This is a genomic window from Bradyrhizobium sp. CB82 (assembly GCF_029714405.1).
In the GTDB taxonomy this organism is placed as follows: Bacteria; Pseudomonadota; Alphaproteobacteria; order Rhizobiales; family Xanthobacteraceae; genus Bradyrhizobium.
This window is the reverse complement of the sequence record NZ_CP121650.1, coordinates 1,470,695-1,486,466: the sequence shown is the minus strand read 5'-3', so window position 1 is coordinate 1,486,466 and position 15,772 is coordinate 1,470,695. Positions and strand designations below refer to the sequence as shown.

The following is a 15,772-nucleotide window of genomic DNA, read 5'->3' as shown; positions in this document are numbered from 1 at the left end:
AAGGCGAATTCATGAGTGCCACCAAAGGCGATGTCTGGGTCGAGGCGGCCTTCGCGGAACTGGCCCGCACTGGGGTCGAGGGCGTCCGGGTCGAGGTGCTCGCGAAAAAACTCGGCGTCACCAAAGGCGGCTTCTACCGCCGCTTCGCCGACCGCGCGGCACTGCTTGGCGCGATGCTGGAACGCTGGCGCGAGGGGCGCACGGAGGCGATCGCGCAGCAGACGAGTCTAGACGGACAATCCCCGCGCGACCGGCTGAAGGCGGTGATCCAGCTTTATTCCGAACGCATGAATCCAGCCGCCATGGCGATCGAGCTAGCGATCCGGCAATGGGCGAGGCTCGACGAGACCGCGGCGTCAGCGGTAGCAAGCGTCGATGCGGCGCGTCTCAAGCATGTCGCGGAGCTGTATCGCGCGACGGGCCTTGGCGCCGATGAGGCGGATGCGCAGGCCTTCATGTTCTACTGCTTCGTGTTCGGCCAGAGCCTGCTCTTCGTCGAGCGCGGCCCGCGCAAGCGGGCGCAGATGATTGCAAAGTCGGCAGAAAAGCTGCTGGCGACCGGCTGAGCGGCCGGGGCCGTCGCCCCGGCCGTCGACACATTTCAAGCCTTACGCGGCGCCCTTCAGCCGCTTGGTGCATTCGCTGTAATAGCCGCCGCCCTTCTGGATCCACTTCAGGCCGCCATTGGCGTTGGTCGCCTTGTTGGCGTTGTACTGGTCGACACAGGTGTGCATGCGGGCCTTGCCGGCGGTCTCCTTGGCATATTTCGGATCGACCGCGTTCGGGAAGACCGCGGGACCTGCCGGCATCGTCGGCGCGGGGGCCGCAGCGGGCGCAGCTTCCTTCTTCGCCTGTTTCGGCTCGGCCGGCGCCGCCGGTGCGGCGGCCGTGGGCGCCGCGGCGGGAGTTGCATCCGCACCGCACTGCGCTTTCCGGAAATCATTCCACTTCATGCCGCCCAGCGTGCCGTCTTTCTTGGCCGCCTGATATTTCGCGCTGCATTCCTGCGTGGTCAGCGCCTGCGCCGGCGCGCTCGCGAGCAACGCCGCGACGCTCGATGCCGCAACTGCGCAGAACAATTTTGTCTGAATGGTCATCCTTCGTCTCCTCCTTGATCTGCCCCGGGGGAAGCAAATTGGGATCACTATCCTAGCGTGTCGGCGGCATCCGACAAGGAAGCGATGCTTTTCGCGGCCAAAATTTAGTGATCGCGGCGCGCCGTCCATTCATGTTGCGTTCAGCAATGCGGGCAGACGTTCTCCGCCCTTGTTCAATTCGCAAACACAAGAGTGCAACACATGACCCTCGCCTCGCGCCTCGCCGTCGTCGCCCTCGCCTCCCTGTTCGCCACCGGCACCGCCTTCGCGCAGACTGCTGCGCCGGCCGCCAAGAGCGATACTGCAGCCACCACGACCGACAAGAAGGCGCCGAAGCAGCATTCGGCCGAGTCGCTCGAATGCTCCAAGCAGGCGGATGCCAAGGGCCTGCACGGCAAGGAGCGCAAAAAATTCCGCTCCGAGTGCATGAAGGAAGCGAAGGCCGGCACCGCCGCCCCCGCCGCGAAATAATTCCGTCACATTCGCCCCTGCAAGCGCGCGCATTGCGGCATGACATGGCCGCAATTGTGCGTGCTTCTCCGATTTGCCATAAGGCGGTGTGAAACAGATCACCGCCTCCCTGCCCTTTGAGCTGCCCTCCCGCGCCAAGATCAGAAGCGCCATCGAGACGCTCGGCATCGGCTCAGTCGGCGGACTGGTTTTCCTTTTTGCCAACCTGCCGGGCGGACTGATCTCCGGCGCCATGATCGCGGTCGGGATCGCCGCGATCGCCGGCCGCCCGCTCGCGGTGCCGCCGATCCTGACGCAGACCGTGCTGGTGCTGCTCGGCATCTCCCTGGGGTCCGTCGTTTCGCGTCATCTGATCCAGCAGGTCAGCGCCTATCCGCTGACGATCGGACTGCTCGCGCTTGCGACCTTCTGCTCGACCTTCGGCTCGAGCTATTACCTGCAACGCATCCATGGCTGGGACCGCACGTCGGCTTTTCTCGCCGGAAGCCCCGGCGCGCTGTCGCAGATCACGATTCTGGCGGTCGAGCGCGGCGCCGATCTGCAGGGGATCGCGGTGGTGCAGACCATGCGCGTGATCATCCTCACCGCAGCGCTGCCGATGGTACTGGCGATTGCGGGCCTCGCGCCCTCGGCGGCGCCGTCGCTGACGACGACGATCGCCTCTCCGTTCGAGCTCTTGATCCTCGTCATCGCCTCGCTCGCGCTATCGCTGCTGTTGCGGCTCGCGAAATTTCCCGCGAGCTGGATGTTCGGCGCGATGATCGCCTCCAGCGTGCTGCACGGGGCGGGGTGGGTCGAGGGCGGCCTGCCGAACTGGGTGCGCGGCGTGGCGCTGATCGGCATCGGCGCGCTGATCGGCAGCCGTTTCGCGCGGATGAAGGTCAACACCCTTGCCGGCCACATCAACGCGGCGCTCGGCTCGTTTGCGATCGCGATTGCGATCTCCGGCATCTTCGTCGCGATCGTGGTGCTGACGACGCACGTGAAGTTTTCCGATGTCGTCGTCGCCTTCGCGCCGGGCGCGATGGACGCGATGCTGGCGCTCGCGCTGACCCTGCATATCGATCCGATCTTCGTCGGCGCGCATCACCTGTCGCGCTTCGTGTTCGTGACCATCGCAACTCCGGGTATCGTGCACCTTTTCGGACGCACGCAGGACGATGTGGATGATTGACGGCTTCCTAGGGTAAGCAAAGCGACTTGTCCGCCGTATCGAAGAGCGAAGGCGGAAGCGTGCCCACTACGTCGGCGGATGCCCGGGGAAAGATGGTGGGCACGGCGCTAACGCGCCTTTGCTAGCTCCGCTTCGCCGTCACCAAAAATCCCCACGCCGCGATCGCCGCCATCGCGAGCGAGATCAGCACGTTGTAGCCGGCGAGCGAGAGGCCGAGGAAGCGCCATTGCACCTCGTCGCAGCGGATCACCTTCACCGTATCGAGCCGCGACAACAGATCCTTTGCACTGCCGAGATTGACGACAGGGCCGGAGCAATCGGTCGGGCCCTTCCAAAAGCCCCATTCGACCCCGGCGTGATAGGTGCCGAGGCCGGCATTGGCCAGCGTCGCCAGCGCGAGCAACGCGAGTCCGGCAAGCAGCAGCGGCCGCGGCACGCCGCCTCTTGCGCCAAGCGCCGTGAGCGCGCCGAGCGGGATCGCCAGATAGTAGACGTAACGCTGCTCCAGGCACAGCGGACAGGGCAGGATTTCGAGCACGAGCTGGAAGAACCAGGCGCCCGCGATCGTCGCAGCCGCAATCAAGGTGACGGCGGCCGAGGCCGTGAGCGCCGGATTGCCCGCGGCGGGGCGGGAGGCTGGTATTGCAGCGCTATTCGTCGTCACGACGGCCTCAGAGGTGAAGGGTTAAGCCTAGCCTCTAGCCCCCGCCGATGGCGCTGTCGAGAACGCCGGACATCACTTTGGCGCGGGTTGACCCCGCCTTTTCCATGGCTATAGTCCGCCGGCTTCGCGACGCCCGGCCACGGGCCGACCGGGGGCCCCTGTGGCGGAACTGGTAGACGCGCTCGACTCAAAATCGAGTTCCGCAAGGAGTGCTGGTTCGATTCCGGCCAGGGGCACCAACTAGGCTGTTCAAGCCAGTTCGAAAGCGTCCGCAACCGTCCGCGCAGTGCTCGGAAGCCCTTGAAAAATAGGCGCTTTCGCGTACATCGGTGTTCGTCACCGTTTGTTCTCATCCGGTCCCAGCCGTCCGATTTGTTGGTATTTTTGTTGGTATCGTGTTGGTATCGGGAGAACAAACGTTCACGGCGACTTTCGCTATTCCGAACGAAGGAATGGAGCAGATGGCCCGCAAGAACGGTGGCGCGTGCGCCAACCCAAAGAAGATCAGGACCGACGTCGAGTGCCGCGCCGCCCGACCGAAATTCGACAATGGGACGTGGAGCCCCGCCAAGATTTCCGACGTGACCGGTGGCGGCCTTTATCTCTTCGTCACACCGGACCAGAGCAGGCCCTGCGACGCTGCATCCAAGCTCTGGCGGATGGGCTACCGCTTCCACGGCCGTCAGAAAACCTACGCCATCGGCCCTTACGGGAACGGCAAGGATGGCACGTTCTCGCTTGCCGACGCGAGGCGCGAGCGCGACAAGGCCAAAGACCTGCTCAAGGAAGGCAAAGACCCGAGCACCGAGAAGCAGCTTGAAAAGCACAGGCAGGCGGCCGCCCGGCCGTTCGGGCAATGGGCCGACGAGTGGCTTGCAAAGAAGAAGGTGGAGAAAGTCAAACGCGGCAGGATCGTTGCGGTGCGCGACTCCAAGACCATCGAGGTGCTCGAGCTGCGTGTCGGCTACGTCAAGGCTCGCTTCGGCAAGCTGTGCAGACAGGACATCAAGCGTCCGGACGTGCTCGCTTTCATGCGTTCATATGAAGCTGAGGGAAAGCTGGAAACCCGCGACCGCGTGCGCAGCATCGGTAAGCAAATCTGCGACTATGCCGATGTCGAAGGCGACGGCTACAATCCATTCCGCAACCTGAATGGGCAGATGATAGCCAACATTTCGACGCCGCGTCCCGGCGTCACCGAACCACGTGACGTGACGCGCGTCTTCAAGCTCATCAGCGCACCGTGGACGAGAGCGAGATTTGGTGACGTTGTTGGCCTTGCCTTGCGCTTCGATGCGCTGACCATTCCCCGCCCCGGCATGGTCAATGAAATGGAGTGGAGCGAGGTCGATTGGGACGCCGAACGCTGGACTGTTCCAGCCACAAAGATGAAGACTGGTTGGGACCATGTCGTGCCTTTGTCACGGCAGGCACTCGCAATCCTGCGCAGCGCTCAGAAGCTGACCGGCCATCGCCGGTACGCGTTTTCCTGCTCGAGGGACTCTCCGCTATCGAACAACACGCTCAACAAGCGCCTGCGGCTGCTTGGCATTGACACCAAGACTGATCATTGTGCCCACGGATTCCGGACCACCTTCTCGACCCTGTCTCACCACGAAGAAATCAAGGACGCCAAGGCATGGGACGGCGATGTCGTCGAGTTGCAGCTCGCGCATCTCGATAATTCGACTGTGGAAGGGCTCTACAAGAAGCACGGACCGCTCGCGCTGATCGGCTCGCGAGCGAAGCTGATGCAGCATTGGGCTGATCGGATCGACCACTGGCTCCATCCCAAGAAGGTGATGCCGATCAAGGGAGGCGCGCGGGGTTGAGTCACCTATCATCAGGCTGGTTAAGGTTGTTGCCCAATTCAATCTGTGGCAAGCTCATGTGATAGTCGTCGACGCTTATGCAATCACCGATGGTAAGCAAACCATCAGATCAATTACCCATGGCTGCTTAGTTAGGCCCTGCAAGCCAACTTCTATGATTCGTTCCGTTTCTCCCCGAATAAAGCAAGCGATTGAGCCAGCAATCGGTCAATCGATCTCTCGAGCACGGTTTGCAATCTTGGTCCTCGCACCTTTGCCATTGGCCGAGGGAGCTATGAATATGAATTCGACGGCTGGAAACACCTCGTCATAGCTATCGAAAAACCTGGCGGACGTCGCGACATTGGCGCCGGCCGTGGCTGACTTCGGCATCATCGCCATGACAGAGTTTCGGATCAATGCTGCTCATCCTGATTCGATAACGATTGACGGCGGCAAGAACGACGAATTTGCCGGAAATCTGCATCATGTACGTGATAGCGGATTTAAATCCGAAAGTAAGTGAGCTAAGTTGCTACTGTTACGCGAACTCTTCTGGGCTTCAATATGAAGAGATTTCTGGGACTTTGCTACTCGCTCAATTCTTCTTTCTTTCCGGCGAGGCCATGGCGCAGGGCTTCCTGCTCCTTCATAATAAAAGAATGAACGCGGTTCAGAACTGTTTGTTTGGTCCGCCAATAGCGGGGCAATACAAGGGACGTTCACAAACCATGCTCAAGAGTTTGCGTGCCAAGGCATCCCTAAACCGATGACGCGGCGTTAAAGTGCTGACACTTGCGATAGTGTCGCCTCCATTCAGAAGCGATCCGCAATCAACCGATGACTACGTTCGCCGAGGGCCCGTGACCGACTATTGGTTCATCACAGTGATTTTGACGTTTTGATACCGAGCCATTCCAGGATGGGCAAGTTTTCGGGTGGCAGGAGAATCTCGATGCTTCGGGGAACGCCGGGCTGACGGCGAATGAAACCGTTTCGTTCGAGGGTGACGATCATCTGGCGGACTGAGGGCGGGCTGACGCGGAAATGGCGCTGAATGTCGGCTTCGGCGGGCGGCTGTCTGAACATGTACGAATAGGTATGGATGAAAGCGAGGTGTTGACCCTGTTTCTCGGTTAAGCGCGCGCCTGATTTTTGACTCATGGATCGATTCGTCCCGGCCTCCGACAAGGAGGCGAAGCATGAATGTACGTTATCGGTCGAATCGAGCCAACAGCCCACCCGGCACGAAGCTGACCAGCAGGGTCGCCTGGTCGCCGACCACTTCGATCGTATGCGGCACATCTCGGGGAAGAGCGGCGTAGGCGCCCGGCCCCACCTCGACGCGGGTGTCGCCGACCCGCGCGATTAGCTGTCCCTGCACCATGTAGACCAACTCGTCCTCGCGCGAGTGGGTGTGCAGCGGCGGCTCCTCCCCGGCGCGTACCGTCCACAGGACAGCGCCATAGTCACCTCCGGACTGGCGGCTCTCCACTTTCATCTCGACGCTCGACCCCCGCTCGAGGTCACCGTCTCGCCGCCGTGGGGCGGCGTGAGAACCGGTTGCTGGACTGACATTTGTAGCTCCTGGTCGTGTTGAACATGACGAGAATGACATCGCAACGCCCGCGAGTGAAATCACCTCTCGCCACAGAGTCGATAGAGGATCGTTATTGGCGGCGCGCCGCGTGATGCCGTAGCGAGGAATGCCACCTGCCTCCACAGAGACTGCTAAACCCGTTGCCGCCATTGGGCCAATCGAGGTTGCGCATGCCAGCGCGCGCCACCGTCCTCGACTCTGACGCAGCTCCTACGATGGACTTGTCGGCGCGACTTCGCGGACCGGATGCCGAACCAGTTTAAGAGAGCAAAGACATCGCGATTTTTTAAATTGGGCAGGACGCCTACAGAAACATTTCGACAATCCGAACTCAGATCTAGTTGTGGTGACTAAGCTGTAGTGAGCCCCGGCCGCGCCTTCAACGAAGCGTCGGACTGCCTGGAGGAGCGAGGACAACGTGGTCCATGTGATCGATGCACTCGCGGCCCGGAACGATTGCCGACGCCAAGGTTTCGTCCGTTGCGCCACAGCCAAGCCCCATTGCGGAAGTGGTCGGCATTAATGGGGAGCGCCCCTAAACCTTCGAATCGTTCCGTGACACCACTTAGATGACGCGACGACTAAACGTTCAATTGAGTTGCTGATCGCAATCGTCCTAGCATGCATGCGTTGGAAACGCGCATGGCCTCATGAAGTGCGATCGTGAAAAAGGGATGATCGACGAACAGCTGCGATAAAGCCGAGAGGAGACTATAATGCCCAACTGCTCCGAAAGTCTTAGATCCGGCAGTGCCGCGCGATGCGCAGTTTGTGATGGCAAGTTTGGTCTCGTCCGGCACTACTCGTGGCGAACACCTCTTTGTTCCAAGATGCGTCGATCGCTTCAGAGCTCGAAGGGAAAGTGACCGCAATTGGGTGGGTTGGCTCCAGATCACCTTCAACCAGCTGCCAGAGAACCGCGCGAGGGCCTCGTGATGGTCCAGATCTCACAACGAGGCAAGGCATATTAGAGACCGCATGGACTTGGCTCCGAGCAGCCCAAAGCATAACCGACTCAGCGATCGCAGGTCACCTTGCCGACGATTGCGAGCGGCGAGCTGACAAAGCTTCGAATGCTGATGCGGCCAAACATTTGTCCGATAGGCTGAGCGCACGACCCGGTGGGCAGATTCAAACATGATCCTCGAATTCTGTACCTTTGGAAGTTGAACCTGCGTTCCGGCTCAAGGGAGGCTGGAGGCATTCAACGTCGAGCGTGTGCGCGGCAGCTCGTTGGCTATCGGCCCGAGCCTCGTCGGTCAATCTGCATGGATGTCCCTCAGCGCGCGCGACGTCACAGTAAGTCTGTGCGCATTGCCACTAGTAATGGGAGGCCGAGTCGACCATCATGGGATGATGCACATGCCCCAACCTCTCCTAGGATTTTTGAAGTGCACAGATACTAGGCTAGGGCTCGCGCTGTTTCTTTGGGGCCTCTGCGGCGCGACAATGGCCATTGGACGCAAAATTTGGAGTCTCGACGCGGCTCTGCGTGTTCACCTCGCAGTGGCGCCGATTGTCGCCTTCCTTGTTTCGACCAGTGTTGTCGTCATTCTCGATGCCCGTGTGGTTGCTCCGCTGTTCGAGCGATGTTTAGAAGCTTTATTGGAACCTGGATACCCTTCGTCGCCATCTTCTTGAAAAGCTGGGCAGCCGGGATATTAGCGGCGGCATAGCAACGCACGGTCCGAGCCGCGCGGCTCATCGATATCCAACAGGAGAAGCGGCGGGTCTTCGCGAAGGCATGCCATGTGGCTGCTTTGGCTACGATCTAGATCAACACGACCGGACGCGTGCTAGCCCTCCGTACACGGCAGATCTGCGCCATCACCTCGCGCAAACCGCATCCCGCCTTTCGAGCATTCCGGACAATCAACATCATGACGCGGCTCGACCAATTGCAGCTTTCCAGTCAGGGCATTGATATGCTGGTAGTGCAACGGGCGATCAGCTCGTAGACCCAGGTAATCCATGAGAAAGTCATTCACGGCATGCCCTGCGGAGACCGCATTAAGACTGATCACGCTGGGGTTTGGCTCCTCAACGCCATAGGCCTGCGCCTTGCGTTCCGCATCCGTCTTGGCTTCTTTGGCGAGGAGATTGGGATCGATCAGCTGATTGCACCAAAGGCAACCCACACCGGGACGAAGAGGTCGAATAGCACTGAATGCATCGATGACTTGCCCCTGCTCATCGGCGCGGACTTTTGAGCCCAGCTGAACGGCTGGAATGAGATATTGATGGACCAACGCGTTCACGACCAGGCGCGCTCGCATCGAGTCCGCCGCAAGGAAGATATAGTCGCAGCCTTTGAGGCGGTCCGCGACTGAAGCTTTCGCCACATCCGCGTTGAAGTGCTCAATATGCGCGGATGGGTTGGCCTGCTGGATCAGGCGCCGTGCCAGCTGAACCTTGGGTGTCCGATTTTCAGCATCGGATTGCGATGCTCCGATCAACCGTGCGAGGTTGGACGCTTCGACCGCATCGTCGTCAACCAGCGTGAAATGGCCGACGCCTAGGCGCGCCAGATATTCCACAAGAAGGCTACCGATCCCGCCGAGGCCGACCACCGCAATGTGGGCGCGCGACAAGGTCTGCTGGCCTTCGCGTCCAAACATCCGAATTTGGCGATCATATTGATCGTCCATCGAACCCAGATTTCTCGAAAGGTGGGGAGCGAGGCGATCAATCTTCATACCAATGACGCTCGCTTGGTCGAGTTCGCGACGGCTACCATCTGGCATCCAAAGATCTGCCTGCATGGCCCGCTGGCCCAACACCAGAGCACCGACCGGCATGCCCTTGGCGATCTGCAACAAAGCGGGATAGCCGCGTTCATGAGATCGGAGATCGATATCGCTGAATCCGACCTGCCGATCGCTACCGTGATTATGAACGGCCAAATACACAAGCCGCTCGTCTCGCGCGCGCGTAATCAACCGATGAATGAACTGGGGCGTTAGAGCGCGGTGACCGATTTTGCCTGCGACATAGTCGATTCCGTCTTTAGCCAGATGCACTTCGCGAACAGTGAGGAGCGGGATCGTGTCGAGCTCGGACAGACCCGCAAGCAAGATGGCTCCGTGCTCATCTCTATCTTCCTGATAGAGATGATGCCAGAGTAACTCGTAGTCCGAACGGGCAATGTGGAGCCTGCACTTGGACATCACGATGATCTTTCCAAAAAATCCAGAACCTTGAGCACCTTGGCGCAAACTTTTTGCTTGCCGTTCTGGGCCATGCTGTTGCGGCGGGAAATCTGCAAAGCTGGCCTTCCTTCGAACGCGTATCCCGCGGTGACTGGCGGCGCAAAGCCCTGACCGTCCGCGCGCCGGACGTCCCCACCGATGAACATGGGATAGATGTCGGCATAAGGATATTGCGCGGGGATATGAAACCCCACCCATGTCTTGTTTGGGACGAACCGGTCGCTCAATGCGACCGGTTCGACCGTTAGGTAGACGCCCCCTTGCCCATCGTCCCGCGTGTTGAGGGTGGCAGCGGGAAACTGCTTCCTCAGATCTTCGATGGCGGCAGAAACTTCCGCTTTCATGGCAATTTCTGCCTAGGAGTTGTCGTCCGGCGCAATCGCCGTGAACCGAAGATGTTCGCGCAGATGGACGACATCGTTGTCGCCGACGATACGGCTGGTGCCGTTGGGCAGTTCCTCCTGCAGCACAAAGTTGGGCTGGATCGCCACGCCTTGAGCGATTGCAGCGGCCTTGATCTCGGTGCCGGTAGCCGAGTGGCCCTTGAGGCTTACCGGCTGTTCATTGACGGTGATGACGACGATGTGTTCGGGCTTGCGCGCCACAAAGACCATGTGATCGTGAAGCTCCACCCGCTCATCGTCTTCGATGCGGCGGTAGGTGCCGTCGTCGAGAACGAGATCCAGCAGATAGTGCTTGCCGATCTCGACGTCTTGTTCGATCGCGGCGACCTTTATCTGCTCGCCGGTCTCGTTCGGGCCCAGCAGCTTTACCGGGCGCTCGTTCACGGTCACCTTGACCAGGTGAAGATGGCGGGAACCTTCCGCTTCAAGGATATCAAGAGCCATAAGCTTTCTCCTTGCGATTTCGAAGCCGAATTGCTATTAAGCAATGGATAGCTAAACCGAAATAGAAAGTCAATTGCTAAATGGCAATTTCTGAAAACGCAAGAAATGCTAATGATACCAAGGGCTTCGATGGAGATGCCTTCTACCGGGCTCTGGAAACGACGGTTCAAGCCCGCGATGTCAGCTGGAAAGAGGTGTCAGAAGCAACAGGTGTCAGCGCTTCAACCCTGACGCGGATGGCGCAGGGACGGCGTCCCGATGCGGCCAGTCTGGCTGCGCTGTCCGCCTGGGCTGGACTTAACCCCTCGGATTTTGTCAACGCGCCATATCGCGCGAGCCAGCCGGAGCCGATGGTGCAAATTTCCAGCCTTTTGCGGGCTGATCCGGCCCTGGACGCTGAGGCCGCAGAGGCAGTGGAGGCAATCGTCCGCGCGGCCTACGAGCGGCTGAAAAAACCACTCAAGTAAGCCGCTCCATCAGCATTTTAGCTGCCATTGACGACTTTCAGCCGCCTGCAGACGCCTCTCCTCTACGACTTTGACGATGTCGGGAATCACGTTCTCGTCCATCTCCGTGAGGAACTCCTGCAGCAGATTGGCGTCGACGGGCGCAAGCCCCTGAAGCATTTCAGGTCTTTCATTGGTCTTGTCATCTGCATCGCCAGCCATCGTGATCTCCCTGAAGTCTAAAACGGGCTTTCCGTCCGTCGATAACTCTATTTCGTCTGGGTCGGTCGCAAGTTGCGGTCCATCCGTGTGAACCCTGCATGACCGATATTGGCAAGTTTCAAGCCACCCATTCCGGCAATGGTCTGGCCAATCTTCTTGCGGTCGAAAATCAGTGCACCCTCGCGGCCATGGAACAACCAGAGGGGCATTGGCTCGCGCAAGCTGGCCGTGGCGTCGATGACCGCCCGCGCCTCAATCCTTCCATTAGCCCACTGTTCATCCGTCGAAAACTCCACCACCCATATGAATTGGGCGTACGGCAAGGTCATGATGTACTGAAGGAGCTTCGGATCAAACTCCGAGGCATGTTCTCGCGCGAAATGGCGATAAGAAGAGCCCGTGGTGATGAAGTAGCGGATGATGATGTCGTTACTTGGCGGCAGATCAATAGCGGGGCCGAGCTTTAACAAGGCGGGAGCCAGCCGATCAACGGCGTCCGCCGGGTAGTAGATCTTCTCGGGAAGTGCCACGATAAAGGCGTCAATTGCCTCCGCCGCGTAGGGACTTCCGCTCGACCTCAGAATGGATAGGTACGGTAGATAGTTGTCATCGACAACAGCAAGGGTTTCGACTTCGTCCCAGGCATACCGAAGTCCGGGCTGACCTCTCACCGCTTGACGCCATTCATAGCCGACGAGCGCAACTGCATGGCGGCGCGAATGCATCGCGGCGAAGAGAGGGAAACCTGATTCCACATAAGCAATCAGTTGCCGATAGAACTGAGGATCCTGAGTCCCTGGTAGGGCCGTTCGCGCGATATGGATAGGGAACGTGCCTGCTTCTTGAAACACACGTTCTGCATGAGCGATCTGCAATCCTTTTGACGGCACCAAACCGCCCGGATTGTAGTCGTGCGCCATCATCGTGATCTCATGGACCAAATACTCTCGATGAACGTTGTAGCGCTCGCTGTAGTGGCGCAAGATCGACCAGCACGCAGCATGCGCGCACACTGAAATATCGACATGCTGATCCATTGACGGAAAGCCTTGGATCACAAGCTTGTAGCCGAGCAGGTGCACCTTATGGGCGGCGGTGATGATAAACCGGCCGGCGCCCTTGCGGATATCCGGAGAGAGCACACTCCGAGCGATCGTGGCGATGCCAGTCGGCCGCAATACCATATAACCGAAGTAATGATCGTTGAGTTCGCGATCGGGACAAACCAGCGCAGACGTTGCATCATCGAACGTCACGGTCTGGTCGAAGAAATGCAATCGCACGCAATCGCTGCGATAGTACTGCCCCTTCTTCGAATAGAAATTATAGTAGGTGCTACGATAATCCTTATCGATGTAGTTATATTCGATGAGGACGCCCTTCACCGCATCCGAGATCCCCAGACTCAACGTCTTGGCGACCTTGCCCGGGTTGTACTCGGAGGTGATGTGATTGGGCAACTGCGCGAGATCAGCGCTCGTCGCCAGTGAAATCCACTTATACATTAGAAGCCTGCGTGGTCAAAAGCGACGCGTGTGCATCGTGGAATTGCCATCGAAAATCCCTTGATCAAAAAACACGACGATTCCCTCGTATCGTCGGCAAGGCGGAGGTGTAAGCTACGAATTGACCTTGGTCAAATCTGACCGGTCGAGGTCGCCTGCCTCCCCAATGAACCAGCAATAACAGCAGACCGAATACGCTCGCACGCCGCACGTAAGCCACCGATGTAATCGCCTGGCTTTCACACGCCGCTTGTCTCCTGTACAAACATCCCGAACTAAACGTGCAATAATCCTTTCGCTTAACTACTGATTGCGAACAGGTTTCAGACCGGGCCCCGTATAGCGAGACAATTAGGGTTGCGGCGCGATGCCAACTGGAGCCTTGAGATACCCGCGCTTGTTGCCCGCGGGCGCACCTCGCGGCCCGGATGATGCAGGCCCAACGGTACGGGTCTGATTTAGGTTCTCCTGGATGCGCTTCCGAGTTCAGCTGAACTTGCAATTCCGCCCGATTGGCCCGTGCCCTTTCGGCCAATTCCGGCGAAGCAACGGCAGCATCGAGATCCTTGAGTTTGGCTTCGAGTGCCGTGACCTGACGGTGGGCCTCTTGATTGCTACGCCCGATGTCGCCCTCGCGTACGTATGGAATTTTTCGGGCCAGCGCCATCACCTTTCGTAGCACCGTTAACCGCTCGGCCAAGCTTTCCACCGCCCGCCAGGTTTGCATCGTCTCCATCCCGTGATTGGGGCGTACAAGTGCACAGTTACCATAATTCGTGATCCTGATGACAGCCGAAGAGGTCGAAACCTGGATGACCGCGCCGGCGGAAGAGACGATGAAGCTGCAGCGTCCCCTTCCGGGCGGCCGCGCTCCAGATTGTCGCCCGCGGGGTGAAGGAAGACCCTGGTCCAGCGGCATAGCGAAGCCCACCCACAGAGCCGATCGGCCCGCTTCAAGTCTCTCTCCCGGAGGTTGCATGAGGCAATCGAATTCAATACCGTACCGAGACGCGCCAGACAGGGAGATCGAATGTTCTATCTCATCAAGCTGCCCGAAGAGACATCGACGTCGCTCAGGGCCCGGCAGGTGTGTAGGCCTGCAGGTCCCTTCATGCATTTTATAAGTAAGCCTTTCCTCTTCGCTTAACGAACTCCGCGTTACCGCAGGGCATGAGCCATCTTCCGTCTTATGGCGAAAGAAGAAGCGTTTACGCATGTTAGCGACCAGGTGAACCGGCGTCCCGCAAATCGCGCATATGTGCCGTGGCTGCCCCTTCTTCATCGCCTCGCGCATAGCGACGCGCGCTTCAACCAGCTCGCCATACTGGTGTGCTGCTATGAACGTCGTTGCTCGCTGTACCTCGCCTGAAATGAGGTCGATAACCTCCTCGATTTCAGGGTCTTTTACTGGCGTCGCGAAGGCACGCGCCTCGATGGTGACATTATGGCCGGCAAAGGTCATTGGTGGGAATGCCCAGGCGGGGAGTTGAATGGGCGGCGATTTTGGCCGATTCGCTCGTAAACTGGTTCAGTTATCCCGCCGGACGAACCTACACTGATTCTGAAAATGGGGTTGGTTACGTTGGACGGCCAGCTTTGGCGGCGCTGGTAAAGAGGCTTTCAAGGGCGCCAAGAACCCATTGTAAACTGTGGGCGCGCTGCCTGATCTCGTCGACCGTTCTCGCCGGGAGAACCGCCCGCAAATGCTGATCGATGCCGTCGTCCTGTCGCCAATCGTCATAACGTCGGTTCTTGAAGGACAACACGTACAGCATGCCAGTTCGGCCATAGACGGCCTGGATACACCAGAAGATCGACCTGAGCCGCGGTGACACGAAAGGCGCTCCTTCTCTCCGCCGCCAAAATTCGCACCCTGCACCTTCTCGATCACCGTTTCTTGTACCCGATAAGCGCCAATGCTTTCAAAAAGCGGGTGAGTGTCTGCCCCAGAAAAATACCGGTTCAACTCCTCCGCGGTCAGAAGAGAATCGACGAATGTTAGATCGCTGAACGCGGACTTGAGGTCGAGGATGATTTGCCATAAGCGCTCGACGGCCTTGGTGGTCCGCTCATCCGCAGCCGAGTTGCTGGAGAAATTGATGGTGCCCGCATTCACCGTTTGCGCAGTCAGCCAGATTGATTATTGCTCCGCACCGAATTGTCGATAATTAGCAGCGCGCCATCGCTGGCCTGCTGGTCGGGTACTGCCGTTGCCCCTTTTTCGTGCTCGGCCTTCATTTTCACTAATCGGGCGACTGTGTACGCTTCCAGATCAGCGTCTACGACGGTATGGTGCGTGGGGCAGAGTAGGATCAGATTACCGAACCCATGCCTTTCCTCGTCGGTTTGGGTCGCGTCATAACGGGGCCCCTGCGGGCTGGCCGCAGCGATGTGGCAGATTTCGCCGAGAACTGTCTCCCCCGACGCTTTATGACCGGTGGGCGAACGCTCATGACCGATTTCCAAGAATCACGTCTGCCGAATATAACTGACCGGGCACAACCGAATAGACCTCGGCGCGTGAGTCTCTAGCGGCAGGCCCTTTGGCTGGATGTCGAGCTTGTTGAACCGCGCCATGTTGCGGTAGGTGGTCGGTCACGGATGGGAACGATAGAGCGGATATGCTTCTTTGCTTGAAAATCGAATTAACGGCGATTGGACGGAAATTTACTACGGTGACGTGCGCTGGTGAGGAGCGTCGCGCGCTACTCCGCCCGCGACAACA

General features: G+C 59.0%; 17 protein-coding genes, 1 tRNA gene and 1 pseudogene. 8 read left to right on the top strand and 11 right to left on the bottom strand.

What is annotated here, in order from left to right; all coding sequences use genetic code 11:
• Positions 1–11 precede the first annotated feature (11 nt).
• Positions 12–566, top strand: coding sequence for a TetR/AcrR family transcriptional regulator (locus tag QA640_RS07120; protein WP_283040014.1), 555 nt, complete (start codon positions 12–14; stop codon positions 564–566).
• A 42-nt stretch (positions 567–608) separates the two neighbouring features.
• On the opposite strand, the gene QA640_RS07115 is transcribed toward QA640_RS07120, so the two are convergent.
• On the bottom strand, positions 609–1,097 hold the full coding sequence (locus QA640_RS07115) for a hypothetical protein (RefSeq protein WP_283040013.1): 489 nt from the start codon (positions 1,095–1,097) through the stop codon (positions 609–611).
• A 201-nt stretch (positions 1,098–1,298) separates the two neighbouring features.
• On the opposite strand from QA640_RS07115, the gene QA640_RS07110 reads away from it, so the two are divergent.
• The gene (locus tag QA640_RS07110; RefSeq protein WP_027522116.1) at positions 1,299–1,568 is read left to right on the top strand and encodes a PsiF family protein; all 270 of its coding nucleotides are present in this window, start codon (positions 1,299–1,301) and stop codon (positions 1,566–1,568) included.
• Positions 1,569–1,656: 88 nt separating this feature from the next.
• A complete protein-coding gene (locus QA640_RS07105) occupies positions 1,657–2,742 on the top strand; it encodes an AbrB family transcriptional regulator (protein ID WP_283040012.1) in 1,086 nt (361 codons plus the stop codon).
• Between the two features lie 121 nt (positions 2,743–2,863).
• Here QA640_RS07105 and QA640_RS07100 read toward each other — a convergent pair whose 3' ends face one another.
• Positions 2,864–3,406, bottom strand: a complete 543-nt coding sequence (locus tag QA640_RS07100) for a disulfide bond formation protein B (RefSeq protein WP_283040011.1) — start codon at positions 3,404–3,406, stop codon at positions 2,864–2,866.
• A gap of 154 nt (positions 3,407–3,560) precedes the next feature.
• On the opposite strand from QA640_RS07100, the gene QA640_RS07095 reads away from it, so the two are divergent.
• The 3 genes from QA640_RS07095 to QA640_RS07085 all read left to right on the top strand — a co-directional run bounded on the left by QA640_RS07095 (position 3,561) and on the right by QA640_RS07085 (position 5,743).
• A tRNA-Leu gene (locus tag QA640_RS07095) sits at positions 3,561–3,645 on the top strand.
• A gap of 222 nt (positions 3,646–3,867) precedes the next feature.
• Positions 3,868–5,238 (top strand): site-specific integrase, encoded by a 1,371-nt coding sequence (locus QA640_RS07090; protein WP_283040010.1) that lies wholly within the window; start codon positions 3,868–3,870, stop codon positions 5,236–5,238.
• Between the two features lie 355 nt (positions 5,239–5,593).
• Complete coding sequence (locus QA640_RS07085) at positions 5,594–5,743, top strand: hypothetical protein (RefSeq protein ID WP_283040009.1); 150 nt, start codon at positions 5,594–5,596, stop codon at positions 5,741–5,743.
• Between the two features lie 356 nt (positions 5,744–6,099).
• On the opposite strand, the gene QA640_RS07080 is transcribed toward QA640_RS07085, so the two are convergent.
• The 5 genes from QA640_RS07080 to QA640_RS07060 form a co-directional block, all read right to left on the bottom strand.
• Positions 6,100–6,381 (bottom strand): MarR family transcriptional regulator, encoded by a 282-nt coding sequence (locus QA640_RS07080; RefSeq protein ID WP_283040008.1) that lies wholly within the window; start codon positions 6,379–6,381, stop codon positions 6,100–6,102.
• A gap of 49 nt (positions 6,382–6,430) precedes the next feature.
• Positions 6,431–6,718: a cupin domain-containing protein gene (locus QA640_RS07075; RefSeq protein WP_283040007.1), complete on the bottom strand. Its 288-nt coding sequence runs from the start codon at positions 6,716–6,718 to the stop codon at positions 6,431–6,433.
• A 1,895-nt stretch (positions 6,719–8,613) separates the two neighbouring features.
• A complete protein-coding gene (locus tag QA640_RS07070) occupies positions 8,614–9,984 on the bottom strand; it encodes a ThiF family adenylyltransferase (RefSeq protein ID WP_283042741.1) in 1,371 nt (456 codons plus the stop codon).
• Positions 9,984–10,370 (bottom strand): hypothetical protein, encoded by a 387-nt coding sequence (locus QA640_RS07065; RefSeq protein ID WP_283040006.1) that lies wholly within the window; start codon positions 10,368–10,370, stop codon positions 9,984–9,986. Before QA640_RS07065 ends, QA640_RS07070 begins: the two co-directional genes overlap by 1 nt.
• A 12-nt stretch (positions 10,371–10,382) precedes the next feature.
• Positions 10,383–10,874 (bottom strand): multiubiquitin domain-containing protein, encoded by a 492-nt coding sequence (locus tag QA640_RS07060; RefSeq protein WP_283040005.1) that lies wholly within the window; start codon positions 10,872–10,874, stop codon positions 10,383–10,385.
• A gap of 80 nt (positions 10,875–10,954) precedes the next feature.
• Between QA640_RS07060 and QA640_RS07055 the strand changes: the two genes are divergently transcribed.
• The gene (locus tag QA640_RS07055) at positions 10,955–11,341 is read left to right on the top strand and encodes a helix-turn-helix domain-containing protein (RefSeq protein ID WP_283040004.1); all 387 of its coding nucleotides are present in this window, start codon (positions 10,955–10,957) and stop codon (positions 11,339–11,341) included.
• Positions 11,342–11,350: 9 nt separating this feature from the next.
• On the opposite strand, the gene QA640_RS07050 is transcribed toward QA640_RS07055, so the two are convergent.
• Both QA640_RS07050 and QA640_RS07045 read right to left on the bottom strand, forming a co-directional pair.
• The gene (locus tag QA640_RS07050) at positions 11,351–11,542 is read right to left on the bottom strand and encodes a hypothetical protein (protein ID WP_283040003.1); all 192 of its coding nucleotides are present in this window, start codon (positions 11,540–11,542) and stop codon (positions 11,351–11,353) included.
• A 47-nt stretch (positions 11,543–11,589) separates the two neighbouring features.
• Positions 11,590–13,047 (bottom strand): hypothetical protein, encoded by a 1,458-nt coding sequence (locus QA640_RS07045; RefSeq protein ID WP_283040002.1) that lies wholly within the window; start codon positions 13,045–13,047, stop codon positions 11,590–11,592.
• A 764-nt stretch (positions 13,048–13,811) separates the two neighbouring features.
• Between QA640_RS07045 and QA640_RS07040 the strand changes: the two are divergent.
• Positions 13,812–13,968 (top strand): annotated as a pseudogene (locus tag QA640_RS07040) (SOS response-associated peptidase); the annotation flags it as partial.
• A gap of 656 nt (positions 13,969–14,624) precedes the next feature.
• Here the strand turns inward: QA640_RS07040 and QA640_RS07035 are convergent.
• The gene (locus QA640_RS07035; RefSeq protein WP_283040001.1) at positions 14,625–14,882 is read right to left on the bottom strand and encodes a hypothetical protein; all 258 of its coding nucleotides are present in this window, start codon (positions 14,880–14,882) and stop codon (positions 14,625–14,627) included.
• A 292-nt stretch (positions 14,883–15,174) separates the two neighbouring features.
• Complete coding sequence (locus QA640_RS07030; protein ID WP_283040000.1) at positions 15,175–15,513, bottom strand: hypothetical protein; 339 nt, start codon at positions 15,511–15,513, stop codon at positions 15,175–15,177.
• Positions 15,514–15,772 lie beyond the last annotated feature (259 nt).